At 47.5% G+C, this 17,183-nt stretch carries 16 protein-coding genes; 2 read left to right on the top strand and 14 right to left on the bottom strand.

Going from position 1 to position 17,183, the window contains the following annotated elements; genetic code table 11:
* Nucleotides 1-15 precede the first annotated feature (15 nt).
* Genes SCACP_RS07545 through SCACP_RS07535 form a run of 3 tightly spaced genes read right to left on the bottom strand, consistent with a single transcriptional unit; the run spans nucleotide 16 to nucleotide 3,382 of the window.
* On the bottom strand, nucleotides 16-1,560 hold the full coding sequence (locus SCACP_RS07545) for an ArnT family glycosyltransferase (protein WP_425060734.1): 1,545 nt from the start codon (nucleotides 1,558-1,560) through the stop codon (nucleotides 16-18).
* Between the two features lie 13 nt (nucleotides 1,561-1,573).
* Complete coding sequence (locus SCACP_RS07540) at nucleotides 1,574-2,500, bottom strand: NAD-dependent epimerase/dehydratase family protein (RefSeq protein WP_425060733.1); 927 nt, start codon at nucleotides 2,498-2,500, stop codon at nucleotides 1,574-1,576.
* A 27-nt stretch (nucleotides 2,501-2,527) separates the two neighbouring features.
* A complete protein-coding gene (locus SCACP_RS07535) occupies nucleotides 2,528-3,382 on the bottom strand; it encodes a ChbG/HpnK family deacetylase (protein ID WP_425060732.1) in 855 nt (284 codons plus the stop codon).
* A gap of 205 nt (nucleotides 3,383-3,587) precedes the next feature.
* On the opposite strand from SCACP_RS07535, the gene SCACP_RS07530 reads away from it, so the two are divergent.
* Nucleotides 3,588-3,884: a hypothetical protein gene (locus SCACP_RS07530; protein ID WP_425060731.1), complete on the top strand. Its 297-nt coding sequence runs from the start codon at nucleotides 3,588-3,590 to the stop codon at nucleotides 3,882-3,884.
* A gap of 62 nt (nucleotides 3,885-3,946) precedes the next feature.
* Here the strand turns inward: SCACP_RS07530 and folE2 are convergent, their stop codons facing one another.
* The 9 genes from folE2 to SCACP_RS07485 all read right to left on the bottom strand — a co-directional run bounded on the left by folE2 (nucleotide 3,947) and on the right by SCACP_RS07485 (nucleotide 12,378).
* Nucleotides 3,947-4,735 carry a GTP cyclohydrolase FolE2 gene (folE2, locus tag SCACP_RS07525; protein ID WP_425061347.1) on the bottom strand — a complete coding sequence of 263 codons (789 nt, stop codon included), beginning with the start codon at nucleotides 4,733-4,735 and terminating at the stop codon, nucleotides 3,947-3,949.
* Between the two features lie 44 nt (nucleotides 4,736-4,779).
* On the bottom strand, nucleotides 4,780-5,457 hold the full coding sequence (queC, locus tag SCACP_RS07520) for a 7-cyano-7-deazaguanine synthase QueC (protein ID WP_425060730.1): 678 nt from the start codon (nucleotides 5,455-5,457) through the stop codon (nucleotides 4,780-4,782).
* A 36-nt stretch (nucleotides 5,458-5,493) separates the two neighbouring features.
* Nucleotides 5,494-6,573 carry an HD-GYP domain-containing protein gene (locus SCACP_RS07515; protein ID WP_425060729.1) on the bottom strand — a complete coding sequence of 360 codons (1,080 nt, stop codon included), beginning with the start codon at nucleotides 6,571-6,573 and terminating at the stop codon, nucleotides 5,494-5,496.
* 120 nt (nucleotides 6,574-6,693) lie between these two features.
* On the bottom strand, nucleotides 6,694-7,644 hold the full coding sequence (rnhC, locus tag SCACP_RS07510) for a ribonuclease HIII (protein WP_425060728.1): 951 nt from the start codon (nucleotides 7,642-7,644) through the stop codon (nucleotides 6,694-6,696).
* 133 nt (nucleotides 7,645-7,777) lie between these two features.
* Nucleotides 7,778-8,974 carry a nickel pincer cofactor biosynthesis protein LarC gene (larC, locus tag SCACP_RS07505; RefSeq protein ID WP_425061346.1) on the bottom strand — a complete coding sequence of 399 codons (1,197 nt, stop codon included), beginning with the start codon at nucleotides 8,972-8,974 and terminating at the stop codon, nucleotides 7,778-7,780.
* A 20-nt stretch (nucleotides 8,975-8,994) separates the two neighbouring features.
* Nucleotides 8,995-9,747 (bottom strand): nickel pincer cofactor biosynthesis protein LarB, encoded by a 753-nt coding sequence (gene larB, locus SCACP_RS07500; RefSeq protein ID WP_425060727.1) that lies wholly within the window; start codon nucleotides 9,745-9,747, stop codon nucleotides 8,995-8,997.
* 2 nt (nucleotides 9,748-9,749) lie between these two features.
* On the bottom strand, nucleotides 9,750-10,568 hold the full coding sequence (gene larE, locus SCACP_RS07495; protein WP_425060726.1) for an ATP-dependent sacrificial sulfur transferase LarE: 819 nt from the start codon (nucleotides 10,566-10,568) through the stop codon (nucleotides 9,750-9,752).
* A 125-nt stretch (nucleotides 10,569-10,693) separates the two neighbouring features.
* Nucleotides 10,694-11,152: a hypothetical protein gene (locus SCACP_RS07490; RefSeq protein WP_425060725.1), complete on the bottom strand. Its 459-nt coding sequence runs from the start codon at nucleotides 11,150-11,152 to the stop codon at nucleotides 10,694-10,696.
* A 251-nt stretch (nucleotides 11,153-11,403) separates the two neighbouring features.
* Nucleotides 11,404-12,378, bottom strand: coding sequence for a 2-hydroxyacid dehydrogenase family protein (locus SCACP_RS07485; protein ID WP_425060724.1), 975 nt, complete (start codon nucleotides 12,376-12,378; stop codon nucleotides 11,404-11,406).
* A gap of 153 nt (nucleotides 12,379-12,531) precedes the next feature.
* Between SCACP_RS07485 and SCACP_RS07480 the strand changes: the two genes are divergently transcribed.
* Complete coding sequence (locus tag SCACP_RS07480; RefSeq protein WP_425060723.1) at nucleotides 12,532-12,816, top strand: CC/Se motif family (seleno)protein; 285 nt, start codon at nucleotides 12,532-12,534, stop codon at nucleotides 12,814-12,816.
* Between the two features lie 113 nt (nucleotides 12,817-12,929).
* Here SCACP_RS07480 and SCACP_RS07475 read toward each other — a convergent pair whose 3' ends face one another.
* On the bottom strand, nucleotides 12,930-16,016 hold the full coding sequence (locus SCACP_RS07475; protein WP_425060722.1) for an efflux RND transporter permease subunit: 3,087 nt from the start codon (nucleotides 16,014-16,016) through the stop codon (nucleotides 12,930-12,932).
* A complete protein-coding gene (locus SCACP_RS07470; RefSeq protein ID WP_425060721.1) occupies nucleotides 16,017-17,159 on the bottom strand; it encodes an efflux RND transporter periplasmic adaptor subunit in 1,143 nt (380 codons plus the stop codon).
* Nucleotides 17,160-17,183: the final 24 nt, after the last annotated feature.

Here is a 17,183-nt window from a genome sequence, read left to right as displayed (position 1 = left end):
ACCTGTTCCTCCATACTAATCTTTGACCAAAATCAGTTTATCCGCCGATTCTGCCAGCACTTTGACCTTATGACGGTCAGATTCGGCCAACTGCTTATATTCTAACTGTCGAATAAGCAAGTATGCCTTGCCGTGGGTATTAATTACCTTAGTTAATTGCGGTGCTGTTATTTCTATTCCGTAAATATCTGTATAATAGGTAAATCCGGGATGGAGAAACTTGATAACATAAACCGGCGATTTACCGTCATAGTTAGCAATAAATTGTTCAGCAATATACTTAGAGGTAAAATGTGGCGCCGCTGCCGGAAACAACACGCCAACAAGCACCATGGAAAAAACCATCATTGCAATCACTTGCGTCCAAAAAACTTTGGTTCTTTGGTGGCGCCATACAAAGATCACGACCCCAAGAGTCATTAAGGCCAATAGCACAATTAGGGCGATAACTCCGTTAACCAGTACCGGCATGGCCTTTACCCCGAATAACATGCCGGCAATAATTAACAACACCAGACAAGCCAACACTGCCGCCCAGGCAGTATAATGCCCCTTATGCCTTCTTGAGTCCCAAATCCGGTCAATATACCAGCCGGCGATGAGCGCCAGCGGCGGATACACAGGCAGGATGTACGACACCAGCTTAGTCTGTGATATGGTAAAAAAGGTAAATATGAAAGCAGCCCAGATATTTAAGAACAGCAGTATCCTATTCTGCTCAAAACTGCTCTTGGTCAGTGAACACCATACTGATTGGACTAAAATAGACGTCCACGGAAAAAAACCAAGTATAAGCACCGGGATAAAGTAGTACCACAATACTCCTTCCGGATGTTCCGGCGAGGTAAAACGGGTTACATTGTGAAAACCAAGAAAGGTATCAATAAAAGCGCTGCCGTGTGTGTTGTACATAAACCAATACCACGGTAAGGCAGTCACAGCAAACAAAATAATCCCTTTAAGAATTTTCATCTCGCGAAGTAACTCAAAGCGACGGGTAGCAGCTAAATATAAAAATATTATGGCTCCCGGAAACAAAAAACCCACCGGCCCCTTAGTTACAGTGGCCAAACCGGCAAAAATGTACATTAGGGAGTAGCGTTTGGTAATGAACCCCAACAACGAAAGCATTAGGCAAAAATTCAGAGTAATATCGGTAACCGCGGCTTTGCCCAAATAAAAATACTCAACACTTGTCGCCAAAACAAGCGCCCCAGCCATAGCTGCGCGTCTATTGAACAATTGGCGGCCAAATAAATACACGGCCAAAACCCCGGCCACTCCCAAGAGAGCCGAAGGAAACCGGGCAGCAAACTCATTCATTCCAAAAAGCCGGAAAGCACCGGCCACCAGCCAGTAGTACATCGGCGGCTTATCATACCAGTATTCACCATAGATGCGCGGTGATAAATATTCATTAAACCTCAGCATTTCCTTGGGAGTTTCACCATAAACCGGCTCATCAGGATCTAACAACGGGATACCGCCTAAATAAAAAAACATGATAGTTGCAGCGATTAAGGCCACAAACCAAAATTCAACGTCGAACCGTCGATTCATAACTGCCCTCCACTTACATGGTTTTCTTTAGAGAATGATATGTCCGCCTCAGACCTTCGGCCAAGGGCATGCACGGATTCCAGCAAAGAAGATTCAAGGCTGCCTGATTTGACAGCATGGAATGATAAATATCGCCTTCTCTGGCCGGCAGGTATACTTTCTCCACCTGTTTCCCCGCAGCTTCAGCCATTATTGCAACCAGGTCGTTAACGCTAGTCTGCGTCTGAGTACTTACATTATATACCCTATTAACAGCTGCCTGAGGAGCGATCAGGGACTTATAATTGGCCTCAGCCACATCTCCGACATAAATAAAGTCGCGGGTTTGCCCGCCATCACCAAAAATGCCCACAGGCTGGTTTTGATAAATTCTACGGGTAAAAATGCTGATAACTCCGCCCTCGCCGCCATCACCCTGGCGTTCTCCATAGACATTAGCATAACGAAGCACCACATAATTAAGCCCGTGCACCTTGCTGTACAGTTCCAGATATTTTTCGCCGCTATGCTTACTGAGGCCATAAAAAGAGGCTGGCTTAAGGTCGGTGTTTTCAACGATGGGAAGCGCTCCCGCATCACCGTAAACAGCGGCGCTTGAGGCAAAAGCCACACGTTTTACACCTGTTTGGCGGCAAGCCTCAAGAACGTTAACCATACCTAATACATTGATCCGGCAGTCAACATCAGGGTGATTCATTGAATAAGGCACTGCCGTTTGGGCAGCCAGGTGAACGACATAATCAAACTTTTCCTGTCTGAAAACTTCTAACAAATCATTACTTAATATATCCATTTTAATAAATTTTGCACCTGGATTAATATTGCCGGCAAGACCGGTGCTAAGATTGTCAAGAACTACAACTTCCCAGGCTTTAGCCAGCAAAGTATCAACAGTATGTGAGCCAATAAAACCGGCGCCACCGGTCACTAACGCTTTCATTTCATCTACCCCTTATTAAAATTATTACTATTTTCGGGCCAACCCGGCAAATGAACAAAGTTCAATATTGCCTTTGGCTAACTTTTCAGCCACCTGACTGCTGGTAACAGCTGCCAGTTCAGTCTGCCAATTATAATTCCAGCCAAAATAAGCATTTAATATTGCATCATCAAGCCCCGGATGAATCATTATTTCTGTTGAACCAGGGGGTAAGCAGTCCATTACGGTAAGCAGCAGCCTTTCCTCCATACTGCCACCGGCCAGCATACCAAAAAAATGATCAGGCACAGCCAGTCCGGCCTGACGCGCCTTCCGGCCAGCCAGTCGCGCCAAGATAGTGAGTCCTGACCGGCCAATTACCCGTCCTGCCGATGGTTTAAATCCGCCAAAGAATGCCAGCGGTTCAGCGGGTATACGCATAGCCCTGATAGTAAATTCTTTGGCAATATCAAGCACCACATCAATGATTCCCGGTACAATATGCATGTGTTGATGGCTATCCAAATGCGTAATGGTAACCCCGGCAGCCAGCACGGCCTTAACCTGAGCGGCAAGCTCCTGACGAATGTCCTCAAGCCTGATTTTACCAAAACAAAATTTCTTTAAAAAAGCCGGATAATCCCGGCACAATAAGCCCTCACCATCAACAAGCGTTGGAATCCGTCCCGGGTCTGTTACCGGGTATGCTCCTACCAGTGTCAGGTGGACACCGATGCCCAGTTCCGGCTGAGCCTCAGCCAGACTGAGAGCATGTTCAAAAGCTTTGCCGCCGGCCATCAGTGACGTGCTTGTAATACACCCTTTAGTATGTCCCTTGATGATGCCATAATTAATGTTTTCATGCAGTCCAAAATCATCTGCATTTACAATTAACCGCTTCATGATTACCTCAACCCTACTTCATCATTTGGAAACAACTATGTCAAAATGTATCATAACATGTTGAACTTAATTAGGCAAATTTTTCATAGCTCCGCAGATCAAGCGGGGCAAAAAATCCCTGGTATGACTTGATCTGTGATTTCTGATACTAATATTGGTCGCATAATCGACCAATATAATAATTAACATGGGAGGTATACGCATTATGGAACAATCTAAACAGTCCACACAGTCCAAACAAGCACAAAGCAAACGCGAGTATGGCACCTTGACTGCTAAAATGGATGCCAATAACGACTATTCCAGCACTACCGCTACTTCAGGCACTTCGGGTACTTCTGGCACTACTGCCAGCACATCTGCTAATCTGAGCGAATTGAGCAAACTGGCCAACCAATCCCAGACCACCGGCAAAACCAGCACCAATACCTCAGCCAGCAAATTGGCCAACCAAACCATGACCGCCAAGTATGATGTCAACGGCGACTACAGCGCTGAATAATTTCTAAAAAACAGTTGCGGCGCCGACTATTCCCGCGAATAGCCGGCACCGCCTTTATTAACTTACCGGTCAACAGTCTCAATATGAGCGGCATAAGCGCTGTGATTGTGGATGGATTCATAGTTTTCACATTCCACCTCAAACCACTGAACACTGTCAACTTGACGCAAGGCTAACACCAGATCCCTGAGTACATCTTCCACAAATTTTGGATTTTCATAGGCTTTTTCCGTAACATATTTTTCATCTTCGCGTTTTAAGAGCGGGTATACCTGGCAACTCCCCTGGCATTCCATCAGCTCGGCCAAGTCCTCAATCCAAATAAATCTGCCTGGCTGCTGCTTAATCTTTACCCGCATGATTCCCCGTTGGTTATGCGCACCGTACCGGGATATTTCTTTGCTGCAAGGACATAATGACGTAAACGGCACAATAATGCCAAACATAAAGTCTAAATGTTCACCCCGGGCCAGACTGCCGGAAAACATACAATCATAATCCAGCATGCTTTTAAACCCGCTTACCGGGGCCGTTTTTTCGATAAAATACTTAAAATTAATATCAATATGAGCCCGCTTGGCATGGAGACGGTCAATAGTATCTGTCAGTATATTCTCAATTTCCCGGTAGGATACCGGTTTTTGACTCCAATCACTTAAGATTTCAATAAACCGGCTCATATGCGTTCCCTTGAACTCTTGCGGCAAATCGACGGTAAGCTTAATTTTAGCCAGCACACTTTGAAAAGAGCCAGCTTTAGTCTTAATTAAAAACGGTAAGTGAACATCGCTGACCCCGACTTTTTGAATGGCAATACCACGCTCGTCCCAACTATTTTGAACATCTTTAATGTTGCTGTTGCGTCCTTGAGTCATTTGTTTCACACTATTCACTCCTAGTCACGATACAAAATAGGGTCCTTCAGGCCGGCCTCAGCAAACCCCTTAAGGCGCAAGAGACAACTGTCGCAGTGCCCGCACGCCCGGTCGCCGCCTTGATAACAGCTTGTAGTCAGGTGCAGCGGCGCTCCCAGCTTGTCCCCCAACAGCACAATATCCTTTTTGGTAAGATGTATCAACGGTGTCTCGATTATTATCTTCCGTCCATCCTCGGTAGCCGCTTTGGTAGCGTAGTCGGCAAGTTGCTGAAACATGCCGATAAACTCGGGCCGGCAGTCGGGGTAACCTGAATAATCAAGTGCATTGACCCCGATATATACCCGGTCAGCTCCTGTCACCTCAGCGTACCCCAGCGCATAACTTAAAAAAATTAAATTTCTGGCCGGCACATAAGTAACCGGCACGCCAGCGGCCCCGATCTGGCCGTCCGGTACAGGCAAACTAGTATCGGTAAGAGCGCTGCCGCCGATAGCATCCATATTTGTTTCAATAATCAAGTGGCGACCAACATTGTAATGACGGGCTACGCTGGCGGCGGCGGCAAGCTCCCGGCTGTGCCGCTGGTGGTAATTAAAGCTGATTGGCAACAATTCATACCCCTGACTGTTGGCGACAGCCATACAAACAGTAGAATCCAAGCCACCTGACAGCAGCACAACTGCCTTTCTGTTCATAATCGTTTCCCCTTATCTCTATCATTTATTTTATGATTATGCCTGGATAACTTTAGCAATACTCAGGCTTTTATTACGTTCCAAATCAATATATTCACCGTCCTGGGTCAACACTACCGGCCTTGAAGCCATAAATTGGCCCAGATAAATGACTTCGGCCTGACGGCCGTCATTCAATTCAACAATATTGCCGACAAAATAATCCCGGACATTATTTAAAAAAAATGTGCAAATAGCCGGGTCAAGCTTGTTAAACATTTCTTCCACAAGCATCTCAACTACAGCAAATGGCGAAACTTTGCGATGATACACGCGGTCGGACGTCATGGCGTCATATATGTCGGCAATAGCAATGATCTTTGCATATTCATGAATCTTGTCCCCACGCACCGAAAACGGATAGCCACTACCGTCAAAACGTTCATGATGCTGGAGAACTCCGTAGATCACTCCGACCGGAATTCCGGGTGTACTGCGGACAAGGTGATACCCTCTGATTGTATGCAGCCGCATAATGTCCATCTCTTCGTGCGAAAGCTTGCCAGGTTTATTTAATATCTCTACCGGAATTTGCGTCTTACCCACATCATGCAGCAAACCCGCAAAAATCAGATCTTTCAAATTTTTCCCGGTATAACCCAGCCATTTTCCCAGCACCCCGCAAATAACAGCTACATTAACAGAGTGGTGAAAAGTATAGTCGTCCTGCCGGCGCACCATGTGCATATGATTAATTACACCGTTTGAGTTGACAAGCGGCTCAATTGAATTATTGGCTAATTCACGCATGTTAGTGAGCGGAACTTCTTTGAAAAAGCGGATTTGGGAGAATGCAGATTTAATGGCTGCTACCGTATTGTCATAATCAGCGTAAAACTTTTTTTGGTGAAGAGTCTCGGGAATAGAGAAATCAATTTCGATCCCAGATGACAAGGGTTCCTTGATAAATACCGTACTAATCTCCCAAAACTTTAGACCTTCAATCATACTTTCGGAAAGAATGGTACCCTCGCTTAAAATAACCCTGTTATCCGGTGTCAGCACCAGACGCCCAATTTCCTGACCAGGCCTCACATCGCTAAGGCGGTACGGTTTAATCTGGTACTTTACTGCCATGTTGCTCTCGCCCCCGCTCTGGCAATACTTCCTTTATTAATAGATTATGAAAAAGTTATAATATTAACAATATAATTTTACACCATTTCATTTTTTCCTGCTAGAAAATTGCTAAATTACCTATATCTGATCAAAAGTCTTGAAATGCAGCTTGCAAACTTGTCCTAACGCATCTTTACCATACTTTTCGGCAAAAGCCCTGGCAACAGACAAAACATGTGCTGCGCCTTTGGGAAACTCCATGCCAAACTGCGCCGCCAGCTTGGCCATACTGACTAAAAAGCGGTCGCGCGCCAGTATGGACGCGGCCGCGACCGCAATGTTCCGCTCGGCCCGGTGCATTTGCACCAGAGTGATCATCCGGCCTTTTTCTTGGAGTTCAGCTTGAATAAACCGTTCAGGCGCGAATTGATCGGCTAAGGCAAACCGGGCCGGTTCCTTGGCAAGCAAAGTTTCAAGCGCCCGGGCATGCGACCAGGCTAACAGATGATTAAGATTTCTGCCAGTCGTGCTAAATTTACTGTACATAGCGTTATAATCAGCGGGAGTCCATTCAAGTTCAACAAACCGGCCGGCGCACTCTTCCCGGATACGCTCAGCCAACGCCCGGTTTTTAGCATCAGAGAGCGCTTTACTGTCTCTAACACCTACTGCCGCCAACCTGTCGACTGCCTGCCCGTCAACCAACACGGCAGCAATCACCAGCGGCCCAAAAAAGTCTCCCTTGCCTGATTCGTCAAGACCAATCCACTTATTGTCAAAATCAGCCACATGTTCAAAGCCGGGCGGCCGTCCGGGGCACCCTTCGGTTTTATCAGCCTCCATGGTCACTAAAGACGGCTTTTGCCCCTGAGTGATGGCCTCAACTAATGTTTTAAGCGGTGACTGCGAGCCTCCCACCACAATATTTATACCTTTTTTACCGTTATAAATATTGACCGTTACTGTTGCCTTGCCATCAGAAATCTTAAGCTGCCGGCCGTAATTTATCGGTTTTTCTTCAGTTATTTTGAGACCGGCATGCGCAAAACCGTCTGATAACATTGCCAGTCTCTCGCTTAATTTATCCATTACAATACCTCTATGTTGAAATTGCCATATTACCGCTACCCTGGGAGATGAGATTGCCACGCTACGCTCGCAATGACCGGAAAGAATACCCTTTCTCTATCGTCATTGCGAACGCCAGTGAAGCAATCTGGAACTAACAAATTGACATGGCCTCTTTAAGCGCCAGATGCTGTACCACTTTCAGCGGCAGTCCGGCCTCTTCAGCTATTTTCCGGCAGTCTTCATATTCAGGCGCCACATTACATATCTTACCCCGATAAGAACTGATCTTTACCTTTACATCGCCCCAAGGCAGCCCCACAACAATCAATTCGCGATTCGCCATAGCTCTGGTCACAGGATAGAAACGCATACCGATTGAAGTCGTTTCCGTCAAAATGATCTCTGTCGCTTTCGCCTCATATTCCTTAGTGATAATGGCTGACAGCTTGGTTGCCGGCCGGCTTTTTTTCATGACAATGGGTGTCAGCCACACGTCCAGAGCGCCGGCGGCAAACAACTTGTCCATCACGTAGCTGTAAAGCTCAGGATTTTGGTCATCAATATTAGCTTCAACTACCACATATTGCTCATCAGGTTGATGAGCAAGTCCTTCTTGACCGGCAGCTACCGTCAATTCTCCCAGATACAGCCGCAAGACATTGGGAATTTCGAGATCCCAAGTGCCGGCGCCATAGCCGATCTTCCGGCTGGTAAAATTATCAGGCATCAAACCAAAGCCGCTGCCCAGTGTTGCCAGTACGGCCGCCCCGGTCGGCGTCACCAGTTCTTTGGCAATCTCTCCCTGGTAATGAGGAATACCGCATAAAAGTTCCGCAGTAGCGGGCGCCGGCACCGGAATAAGTCCATGACAGCATTTGACAAACCCGCTGCCAACATGCAACCGGGAAGCGTAAATATGTTCAACACCCAAATAATCAAGCGCCCAAGCCGCACCAACAATATCGACAATAGAATCGACAGCACCGACCTCATGAAAATGAATTTCATCTACCGTCATGCCATGGACCTTGGCTTCCGCCTGAGCCAAGCGGGCAAATATCCGCTTGCTGGTTTCTTTCACCGTAGGCTTAAGTGTTGAGTTATCAATAATAGTAATGATATCCCCCAAGTTCCGGTGATGATGCTCAGATTCGTCCACCCGGACATCAAGATATACTGCACTGATACCGCCTTTGTCCACTCTTGATATAGTAAGCTCATATCCATGCACCGGCAGTTTAGCCAGTTCTGCCCGTAACAGTTCTTCCGGCACCCCGGCGTCAAGCAAAGCTCCGAGCAGCATATTGCCGCTAATACCGGCAAAGCAATCAAGATATAGAGCATTAATTGTTCCTGCCATAATTTGTATCACCTCATATGATTAATAATACTGGCCAACCGGCCGGCGCCAAAGCCATTATCAATATTAACAACAGCTACTCCGGCTGCACAACTGTTAAGCATACTCAGCAGTGCGGCAAGACCGCCGAAATTTGCTCCATACCCGATACTTGTCGGCACAGCAATAACCGGCTTCGCCGCCATACCGCCCACTACGCTGGCCAGCGCCCCTTCCATGCCGGCCACAACAATAAGAACATTAGCCTTTTCAATAAGCTGCCGCTGGTCAAGCAGGCGGTGAATGCCAGCCACGCCGACATCATAAACCCGTTTGACGGCATTGCCCATAATCTCGGCAGTAACAGCAGCCTCTTCAGCCACGGGAATATCACTTGTACCGGCGCTCATAACCAAAACAAACCGATCTTGGTCAACCGGGGGTTTTTGCCGTTCAACGGTAATCAGCCTGGCCAGTTCGTGATATGTAGCTTCAGGCACTGTTTTTTTTACTGCTTCATACATCTCCCTGCTGGCTCTGGTGGCCAAAATACTGCGGTTATAGTCAGCCAGCCGGTCAACAATAGCCAGCACCTGCTCTACTGTCTTGCCTTGACAAAAAACCACTTCAGCAAATCCCTGCCGCATCAGGCGATGGTGGTCAAGCTTCGCAAATTCCAAATCTTCATAAGGCAATACCTTAAGTTTCTCAAGTGCGTCATTAAGGGTCAGATTGCCTGCTTTAAAATCTTTAAGCAGGTTGCTAACATAATCAATATCCACGTTTACACCTCATCCAATGTCTCATTCATGCTGCCGGTACGGTAACCGCTCAAATCAAGGGTAACATATGTAAACCCCAGCTCTTTTATACCGGCCACTACAGCCGGCAGGACATCCGGCCTAGTCAAAAGCGGGATGGCTTCAGGCTGCACCTCAATTCTGGCTAACGTATCATGGTGCCGGACCCGTATTTGCCCCGGACAATACTGCCGCACCACTTCCTCAGCTTGCTCCACTTGCTTCAGCCTCGCAGCAGTAATCGTCAAACCGTAAGCCAGACGGGAAACCAGACAGGCAGCACTCGGTTTGTCCCAGGTGGGTAACCCCCATTCCCGTGACACCGCTCTGATTTCGGCTTTGGTAAAACCGACTGTAAACAGCGGGCTTTTTACCTTCGGCAACTCAGCAATAGCTTTCATGCCTGGGCGAAAATCTCCCAAATCATCAGCGTTCGTGCCCTCAGCCACCCAACCGTACCCGTGCGCTTCAGCCCAGGCGACAAGCGCGGAAAAACGTTCCTTCTTGCAATAATAACACCTCTGGGACGTATTGGCAATAAAGTCAGCATTATTCATCTCCCCTGCCGGCAGAAGAACGTGTTGTATGCCAATAGCCCGGGCAATAGCCTGAGCATCATTTTTTTCCCGCACCGGCGACGACTCTGACCAGGCTGTCACTGCCACCGCCCTGTCGCCGAGAATCCGATAGGCGGCCGCAGCCAAAAAGGTACTGTCCACGCCGCCGGAAAAGGCAATGGCTACACTTTCCAGCGATAGAAGCAGATTGTTAAGTTTGTTTACTTTTTCTTGTACTATAGTCATTACCATCAGCCTCCAGTTAATATTTACCGACAGACAATATAAAGACATAATGTCCGCTAAAGGCATTATGTCTTTATATGAATTCAATATCAATAGCCAAAGTCCTGTTTTGGGATATAATTTTTTTAGTTTTGTAACTGGGGAGCAGGGCGGGAATTTGCCAAAATGGCTTCCAGGCTTTCGATAATTTTCAGTTGAATTTCTTCCATCAATAAAATACATTGGTTAAGCATGATAATTTGCGGATTAAGCCTAACCTGCTTATCAAGAACAGCCATCTCCAAATGCCCGATTGCCAGTTCCATTTGCTCGGCGGCTGCCAACACATGACTGTCAAGCAACTTTTCCATCAGGATATAGTGATAGGCCTGGACTAATTGTGCAGCTTGGCTATACCCTTCACTGTTATAATGATAATGGGTAAACTCTAAAAAATGAGCTATAAACTCGCAAAAATCCTGATTGTTAGCCAGCGTCACATCGGCCGCAGCAGAAAATATAAGTTTTTTAAATTGATGAATATAAGAATTTTGTAACTTCATCAATGCCAGCAAATTATTTTGCTCCTCCATCTGGTTTAGCAATTGCATCCCCCCCAGGCGCCGCATCTAAAACATTACAGTGTATCCTATTCAGTTTCCAAGTATTATGTCACTATCATAACCTTGGCATAAAGAAAACACGGCTTGCGCCGAGCCTTTGGCGAAAGCGGAAGCCGATGTTGCCCTTATCCTGGCAGAGAGTTATACTTTCTGCCAGAAAAAAAAAGCCGCTGCGAGGCGGTTCTCCAGAACTGCCTCCAGCGGATGGTCATGGTTTTTTGCTATGTAAGAAACTACTCGTAAATCTGCGGGTTGACACAGGTAAGCGGTTTTTGACCGGTAAGTACGGCAATAATATTATTGGCGGCGATTTCTGCCATAGCATCACGAGTTTCAATGGTCGCATTGCCGAGATGCGGCGTAAGAACTACATTGTCAAGTTCTTCCAGACCTGCCGTGACTTTGGGCTCAAATTCGTAAACGTCAAGGGCTGCACCGGCAATTGTCTTATTTCTCAAGGCTTCCAGCAAAGCAGCTTCATCAATGAGCGGGCCGCGGGCGGCATTGATGAGGAACGCGGTGGGCTTCATGCTGGCCAGTTCCTTGGCACCAATCATGTGCTTCAGCGACAGGGCGTAGCTTAAGTGGAAAGTCAGGAAATCAGCCTGGGTAATTACATCAGTAAGCGGCATGTATTCAAGGCCCAGTTCTTTTTCAACATCCGGACTCAGGCGGGTACGGGTGTGGTAAATAATCCGCATGTCAAAACCTTGGGCGCGTTTGGCCACTGCTTTACCGATATTGCCCATGCCGACAATGCCAAGTGTTTTACCGGTAACTTCCACCCCCAGGTGATATAGCGGCGCCCAGCCGGTAAATTTACCGGCACGTGTAGTTTTATCCCCTTCCACAATCCTGCGTGCAATGGCCAGAATAAGCCCCCAGGTCAAATCGGCAGTGGCATTTGTTGAAACTTTAGGAGTATTGGTTACCGGGATTTTTTTGGCAGTGGCGGTAGCCACATCAATATTATTGAAACCGGCGCCATAATTGGCGATAATCTTCAGATTGGGGTTAGAATTGATAATATCAGCATCAATATTATCGGAGAGTAAGCAAAGAAGCGCATCTTTGCCTGCCAGACCGTCGATAATCTCTTGCTTGCTGAGCAGACGGAGGTCGTTGTGCATTGTTACCTCAAAATGCTTGGACAGCATATCGGCCGCTATCTGGGGAATGAGTCCCGAAACAAACACTTTTTGTTTCATGTCAACATCTCCTTGTTATAGTACTGCGTAAATAAAATACAATCAGTATATATTTTACCAAATTTCATTAAATTACGATAGACTCCGTCAGCAGGATATCGCGCTTTCAATACCGAATTTACCGGGAAACTGAACATCAAGGAGGCTCTATTAATGTCAATGCTCACCATTACCGACCAAGCCCTTGAATACATTAAATCCCGTGGCAAACCGGTATATCTCCAAATGTTTCAGACGATCAGTTGCTGTATTGATGTAACAGAAAGCCCGACTGTCAACTTTGGGCAACCGCATAACCCGGAAAACTATGACCTCGAAAACATCCAGGGAGTCATAGTCTACGTCCCGCATGAACTGCCGGAAATCCCCCTCACCATTGACCTTAGCAGTTTTTTAGGGTTTAAAAAATTGGTTATCGAAGGTTGGCGTCTTGCCTAAAAGAAACTGAGATTGCCACGCTACGCTCGCAATGACGCAACAGTAGTACCCTTTCCTCTATTGTCATTGCGAACGCCAGTGAAGCAATTTTTACAGAAATTGGAACCCCAGGCCTAGCAGCCTGGGGTTTTTTCTACTTGATAATTATCAGAGTTAAAATAGTTTTTCATTCTGTCAATTAACAGATAGACCAGCGGGATAATTACCAGTGTCAGGAATGTTGACGTGATCAACCCGCCAATAAGCGCAACGCCCATGGAGGCACGGATTTCCGCCCCGGCGCCAATACCCAGGGCGATCGGTGCCATACCGAAAATCATAGCCATGGTAGTCATTAATATCGGCCGCAGCCTGACAGAGCCGGCCTCAACCAGCGCATCAACAATCGGCAAACCTTGCGCCCGCAGCTGATTGGTATAATCAACCAACAAAATGGCATTCTTGGTTACCAGGCCCATCAGCATGATTACACCGATAAGCGACATAATGTTAATGGTATTGCCGGAAATTAATAACCCTAATATGGCTCCGACCAGGGAAAACGGCAGTGACAGCATGATGGTCAACGGATGAATAAAGCTTTCAAATTCGGCTGCCAGCACCATATAGATCAGGATAACCGCCAGTATCAGCGCTTTGGCAATCTCTTTAAACGAGTCTTGCATCTGTTGCGCCTGACCAACCAGTTTGTAGGAATAACCCATAGGAAGGTTAAGTCCGGGAACAAGTTCCTTAACTTTGGCAATCACTTCACCAGGAGTAGTTCCGACAACATTGGCATAAACAATAACTTGCCGCTGCCGGTCTTCACGGTCGATTTGAGTCGGCCCTGACGATAGTTTTACTTCGGCAATATCTCCCAACCGGACAAAACCGTTTTTGCCGCTAACGCGAATATTGGCAACATCATCAAGGCTTAGCCGGTTTTCCGGCTTAAGCTGAACCCGGATATCGTAATCGCTGTCAGCAACATTGTATTGGTTTTGAGCCGTCGTACCCAAAAATGCCGTTTGCACAGCCTTGCCGGCAGTTGTAGCATCAAGCCCGGCATCTCCCAGGCGGGCCGGGTCAAAACGGATTTGAACCTCGGGCTCGGACTGTTCGCTGGAAATATCCACATCGGTAGTGCCGGGTATCTGTTTGATTTGCTCAGCCAATGTACTGGCGTAAGCATTAAGTATATCAAGCTCAGGACCACGCAGAGCCAACTGAACCGGACGCGAATCCCCCCGCCCCTGACTTTGGCCTGTTGTTACAGATACTTTTAGACCTTTCACATTACGGAACTTAACCCGCAGAGTGTCCATAATCTGCATCATGGAACGTGAACGCTGACTTGAGTCAACAAGCCGCACACCGATCATAGACCGGTAAACCTGACGGTTGGTACCCACTACCATGTAGGCTGATTCCAATTCGGGAATTGCCAATACTTCTTTTTCCACCTGGGCTACCAGTTCTTTATTACGTTCAATTGATGTCCCGGATGGAGCCACCATGTTGATAATGAACTCACCCGAGTCGTAAGTCGGCTGAAATTCTGATCCCAGAAACGGCAATAAGAAAGCGTTGAGAAACAAGGACAATAATGCCAGCGCCACCAGTTTTTTCGGGCGGTTGAGCGCCCAGTACAACACTTGCCGGTAAGTTTCCCGTAAAGACTCAAATCCCTGCTCCCACTTATCCAGTATGGCCTCCAACCAGCGTATACCGCCTGCCGGGCCATGGTTAACCTTAAGCCAGTAGGCTGATAACATGGGGGTAAGCGAAAATGCCACAAACAGTGAAAAAGCCACAGCAAAGGCGATGGTTAAACCAAACTGCTTAAAAAATTGACCAATGATCTCGCCCATATTGCCTACCGGCACAAACACAGCCAGAATAGAGAAAGTGGTAGCCAGTACAGCCAAGGAAATTTCCTTAGTTCCTTCACGCGCCGCGTCCATTGGCGATTTACCCTGTTCCATGTGGCGGAAAATATTTTCGATAATAACTATGGCATCATCAATCAAAATACCGACCGCCAAGCTAAGGCCCATAAGCGACATGTTGTTTAGCGTAAAATTCATAACCTTCATCAAGAAGAAGGTGGAAATAACCGATGTTGGAATAGCAATGGCGCCAATCATAGTGGCCCGCGCATTGCGCAAAAACAAGAAAGTAATGGCTACCGCCAGCAAGCCGCCAAATATCATCGACATCATTACGTCTTCAACGCTGTTTCTGATATATACGGCGTTATCTCTTACTTTGATCACCTTAATATCAGGCGGCAGAACAGTCTGTTCCAACTGTTGCATGGAGCTTTTTACCCGTTCGGCCACATCTACGGTATTTGTACCTGACTGTTTTTGAATAGCAACAATAACACTAGGTACACCGTTGGTTTCGGCGTAAGTCCGTTCTTCAGCCCAAGTATCGACTACGCTGGCAACTTCATAGAGCCGTACCAGGCGCCCTTGCTGGTTGAGAACAATAATATTCCTGATATCATCAACACTGGTATATTTACCGATCGTTCTTACTGTCAACTCAATGCCTTTCTCGGTAACATGCCCCCCTGGCGTATTAACGTTATTATTGTTGACAGCATCAATCAACTGTTGGAGACTAAGACCATACGCCTCCAGCTTGCGCGGGTCTGCCAAAACTTGAATTTCCCGCAACGCAGCGCCATAAACACTAACCTCAGCCACGCCTTCCAAGTGCTGTAGCTGATCTTTGACAACATCTTCGGCAATCTTTCTGATTTCACCGCGCTGCCGGGTTTCGGAGGCCAAACTGAAAGCCAAAATCGACTGAGCCGTAATATCATACCGCTGAACCACCGGTTCGTCGATTTGCTCAGGCAACCGGCGGCGGACACCGGCAACTTTTTCCCGCACATCATTGGCTGCCATCTTGGCATTGGTTCCCAGCTCAAATTCAATTGTCGTCTGCGATACGCCTTCGCGTGACACTGACGATATCGTCTTAATGCCTGCCACCGAGCTGACAGCATCTTCAATCGGTTTGGTAATCAGGCTCTCCATCTCTTCCGGGGAAGCGCCTGTATATGTAACATTAACCAAAACAATGGGAAAATCAACATCTGGATACAAATCTATCCCAAGACCGGGATAAGAGTTAAGGCCGAATACCACCAGCAACATAACCAGCATGGTGGTAAATACCGGCCGTTTTATAAAAACGTCAATCATTTACTTGCCAGCCTCCCCAGGCGCGCCTACGCGGACAGACGCCCCGTCTCTGAGTTTGTTTTGGCCGGCTATGACAATTTTTTCGCCTTCCTTGACACCATCAAGCACTTCGGCCCAACCATCACCAACATAGCCCAGTTTGAGGGCCCGCTGCCGCACTCTGTTGTCGTCGGTAAGCACATACACTGTCTTAATATCTTCCCGCATTACCAGCGCCGTCTCAGGCACAACAACCGCCTGGGCGTGCACTTGACCGGGAACCTCAATCCTGGCAAACATACCGCCTTTCAGGATATTTTGCTGATTGGGAATGGAAATTTCGGCGGTAAATGTCCGCGAAGGCATGGCAGCAACGGGTGACAGGCGGGTTATTGTCCCGGTAAATTCCTGATTGCCTAAGGCATCTACCTTAACTTTTACTACAGTGCCTAGCTTAAGCTGGGCAATTTCGGCTTCACCCACAGTAGCTTTTGCCAGGAGCGTACTTATATCAGCCACAGTGACAATCGGCGAGCCAGCTTTGGCGTAAAAGCCAGACTGAAGATAGCGTTTGACCACCACGCCGCCCCGGGGTGATGTCACGGTGGCGCCGGTTAACTTGTTATCATACAGCGCCAATGCGCCTTCAGCCGCCCTGACCTGACCGGCGGCCAAGTCCCGCTTGGTTCTGGCCGAATCTAAAGTTTGCGCTGATACCGCTCCTTGCTTGGCCAACGGCTCCATGCGCCGCAAATCAAGTTCGGCCTGTTCAAGATTAGCCCGGGCCTGAAATAAATTGCCCTCGGCCTGGACTACCTGTGCTGAAAGTTCGCCCATATCAAGCACAGCGATTGTCATACCTGCGGAAACGGCGTCGCCTTCATCAACCGTAAGCTGGTCAATACGTCCGTCAACCTTGCTGGCGATGTCGGCGCTCCATACCGGCTCAAGACTGGACGAAAAACTTAACACCGGCTGGACATCCCGCCGGGTTACAGCCGCAACTTCAACAGTTACCACCTGCCCCTGCGACACCCGCCCGGCCCGTTCTTTGCCAGCCTGAATATTGCTGTTGATCCGGTAACCGATAATACCCACCAAGGCCAGTGCAACAACTGATACAATAATTATTGCTCTTCTCTTCCTGCTTGCCAACCTGCTCATTCCTCCAAAAATAAATTGCATACC

The organism is Sporomusaceae bacterium ACPt, assembly GCA_041428575.1.
Taxonomy (GTDB): domain Bacteria; phylum Bacillota; class Negativicutes; order Sporomusales; family Sporomusaceae; genus Sporomusa_D; species Sporomusa_D carbonis.
This window is presented reverse-complemented; position numbering and strand designations above follow the sequence as displayed.

What these genes read in the sequence shown, in the direction of transcription:
- SCACP_RS07545 (WP_425060734.1), bottom strand. Translation starts at nt 1,560, where the DNA reads ATGAATCGACGGTTCGACGTTGAATTTTGGTTTGTGGCCTTAATCGCT.
- SCACP_RS07540 (WP_425060733.1), bottom strand. Translation starts at nt 2,500, where the DNA reads ATGAAAGCGTTAGTGACCGGTGGCGCCGGTTTTATTGGCTCACATACT.
- SCACP_RS07535 (WP_425060732.1), bottom strand. Translation starts at nt 3,382, where the DNA reads ATGAAGCGGTTAATTGTAAATGCAGATGATTTTGGACTGCATGAAAAC.
- SCACP_RS07530 (WP_425060731.1), top strand. Translation starts at nt 3,588, where the DNA reads ATGGAACAATCTAAACAGTCCACACAGTCCAAACAAGCACAAAGCAAA.
- queC (WP_425060730.1), bottom strand. Translation starts at nt 5,457, where the DNA reads ATGAACAGAAAGGCAGTTGTGCTGCTGTCAGGTGGCTTGGATTCTACT.
- SCACP_RS07515 (WP_425060729.1), bottom strand. Translation starts at nt 6,573, where the DNA reads ATGGCAGTAAAGTACCAGATTAAACCGTACCGCCTTAGCGATGTGAGG.
- rnhC (WP_425060728.1), bottom strand. Translation starts at nt 7,644, where the DNA reads ATGGATAAATTAAGCGAGAGACTGGCAATGTTATCAGACGGTTTTGCG.
- larE (WP_425060726.1), bottom strand. Translation starts at nt 10,568, where the DNA reads ATGACTATAGTACAAGAAAAAGTAAACAAACTTAACAATCTGCTTCTA.
- SCACP_RS07485 (WP_425060724.1), bottom strand. Translation starts at nt 12,378, where the DNA reads ATGAAACAAAAAGTGTTTGTTTCGGGACTCATTCCCCAGATAGCGGCC.
- SCACP_RS07480 (WP_425060723.1), top strand. Translation starts at nt 12,532, where the DNA reads ATGTCAATGCTCACCATTACCGACCAAGCCCTTGAATACATTAAATCC.
- SCACP_RS07475 (WP_425060722.1), bottom strand. Translation starts at nt 16,016, where the DNA reads ATGATTGACGTTTTTATAAAACGGCCGGTATTTACCACCATGCTGGTT.
- SCACP_RS07470 (WP_425060721.1), bottom strand. Translation starts at nt 17,159, where the DNA reads ATGAGCAGGTTGGCAAGCAGGAAGAGAAGAGCAATAATTATTGTATCA.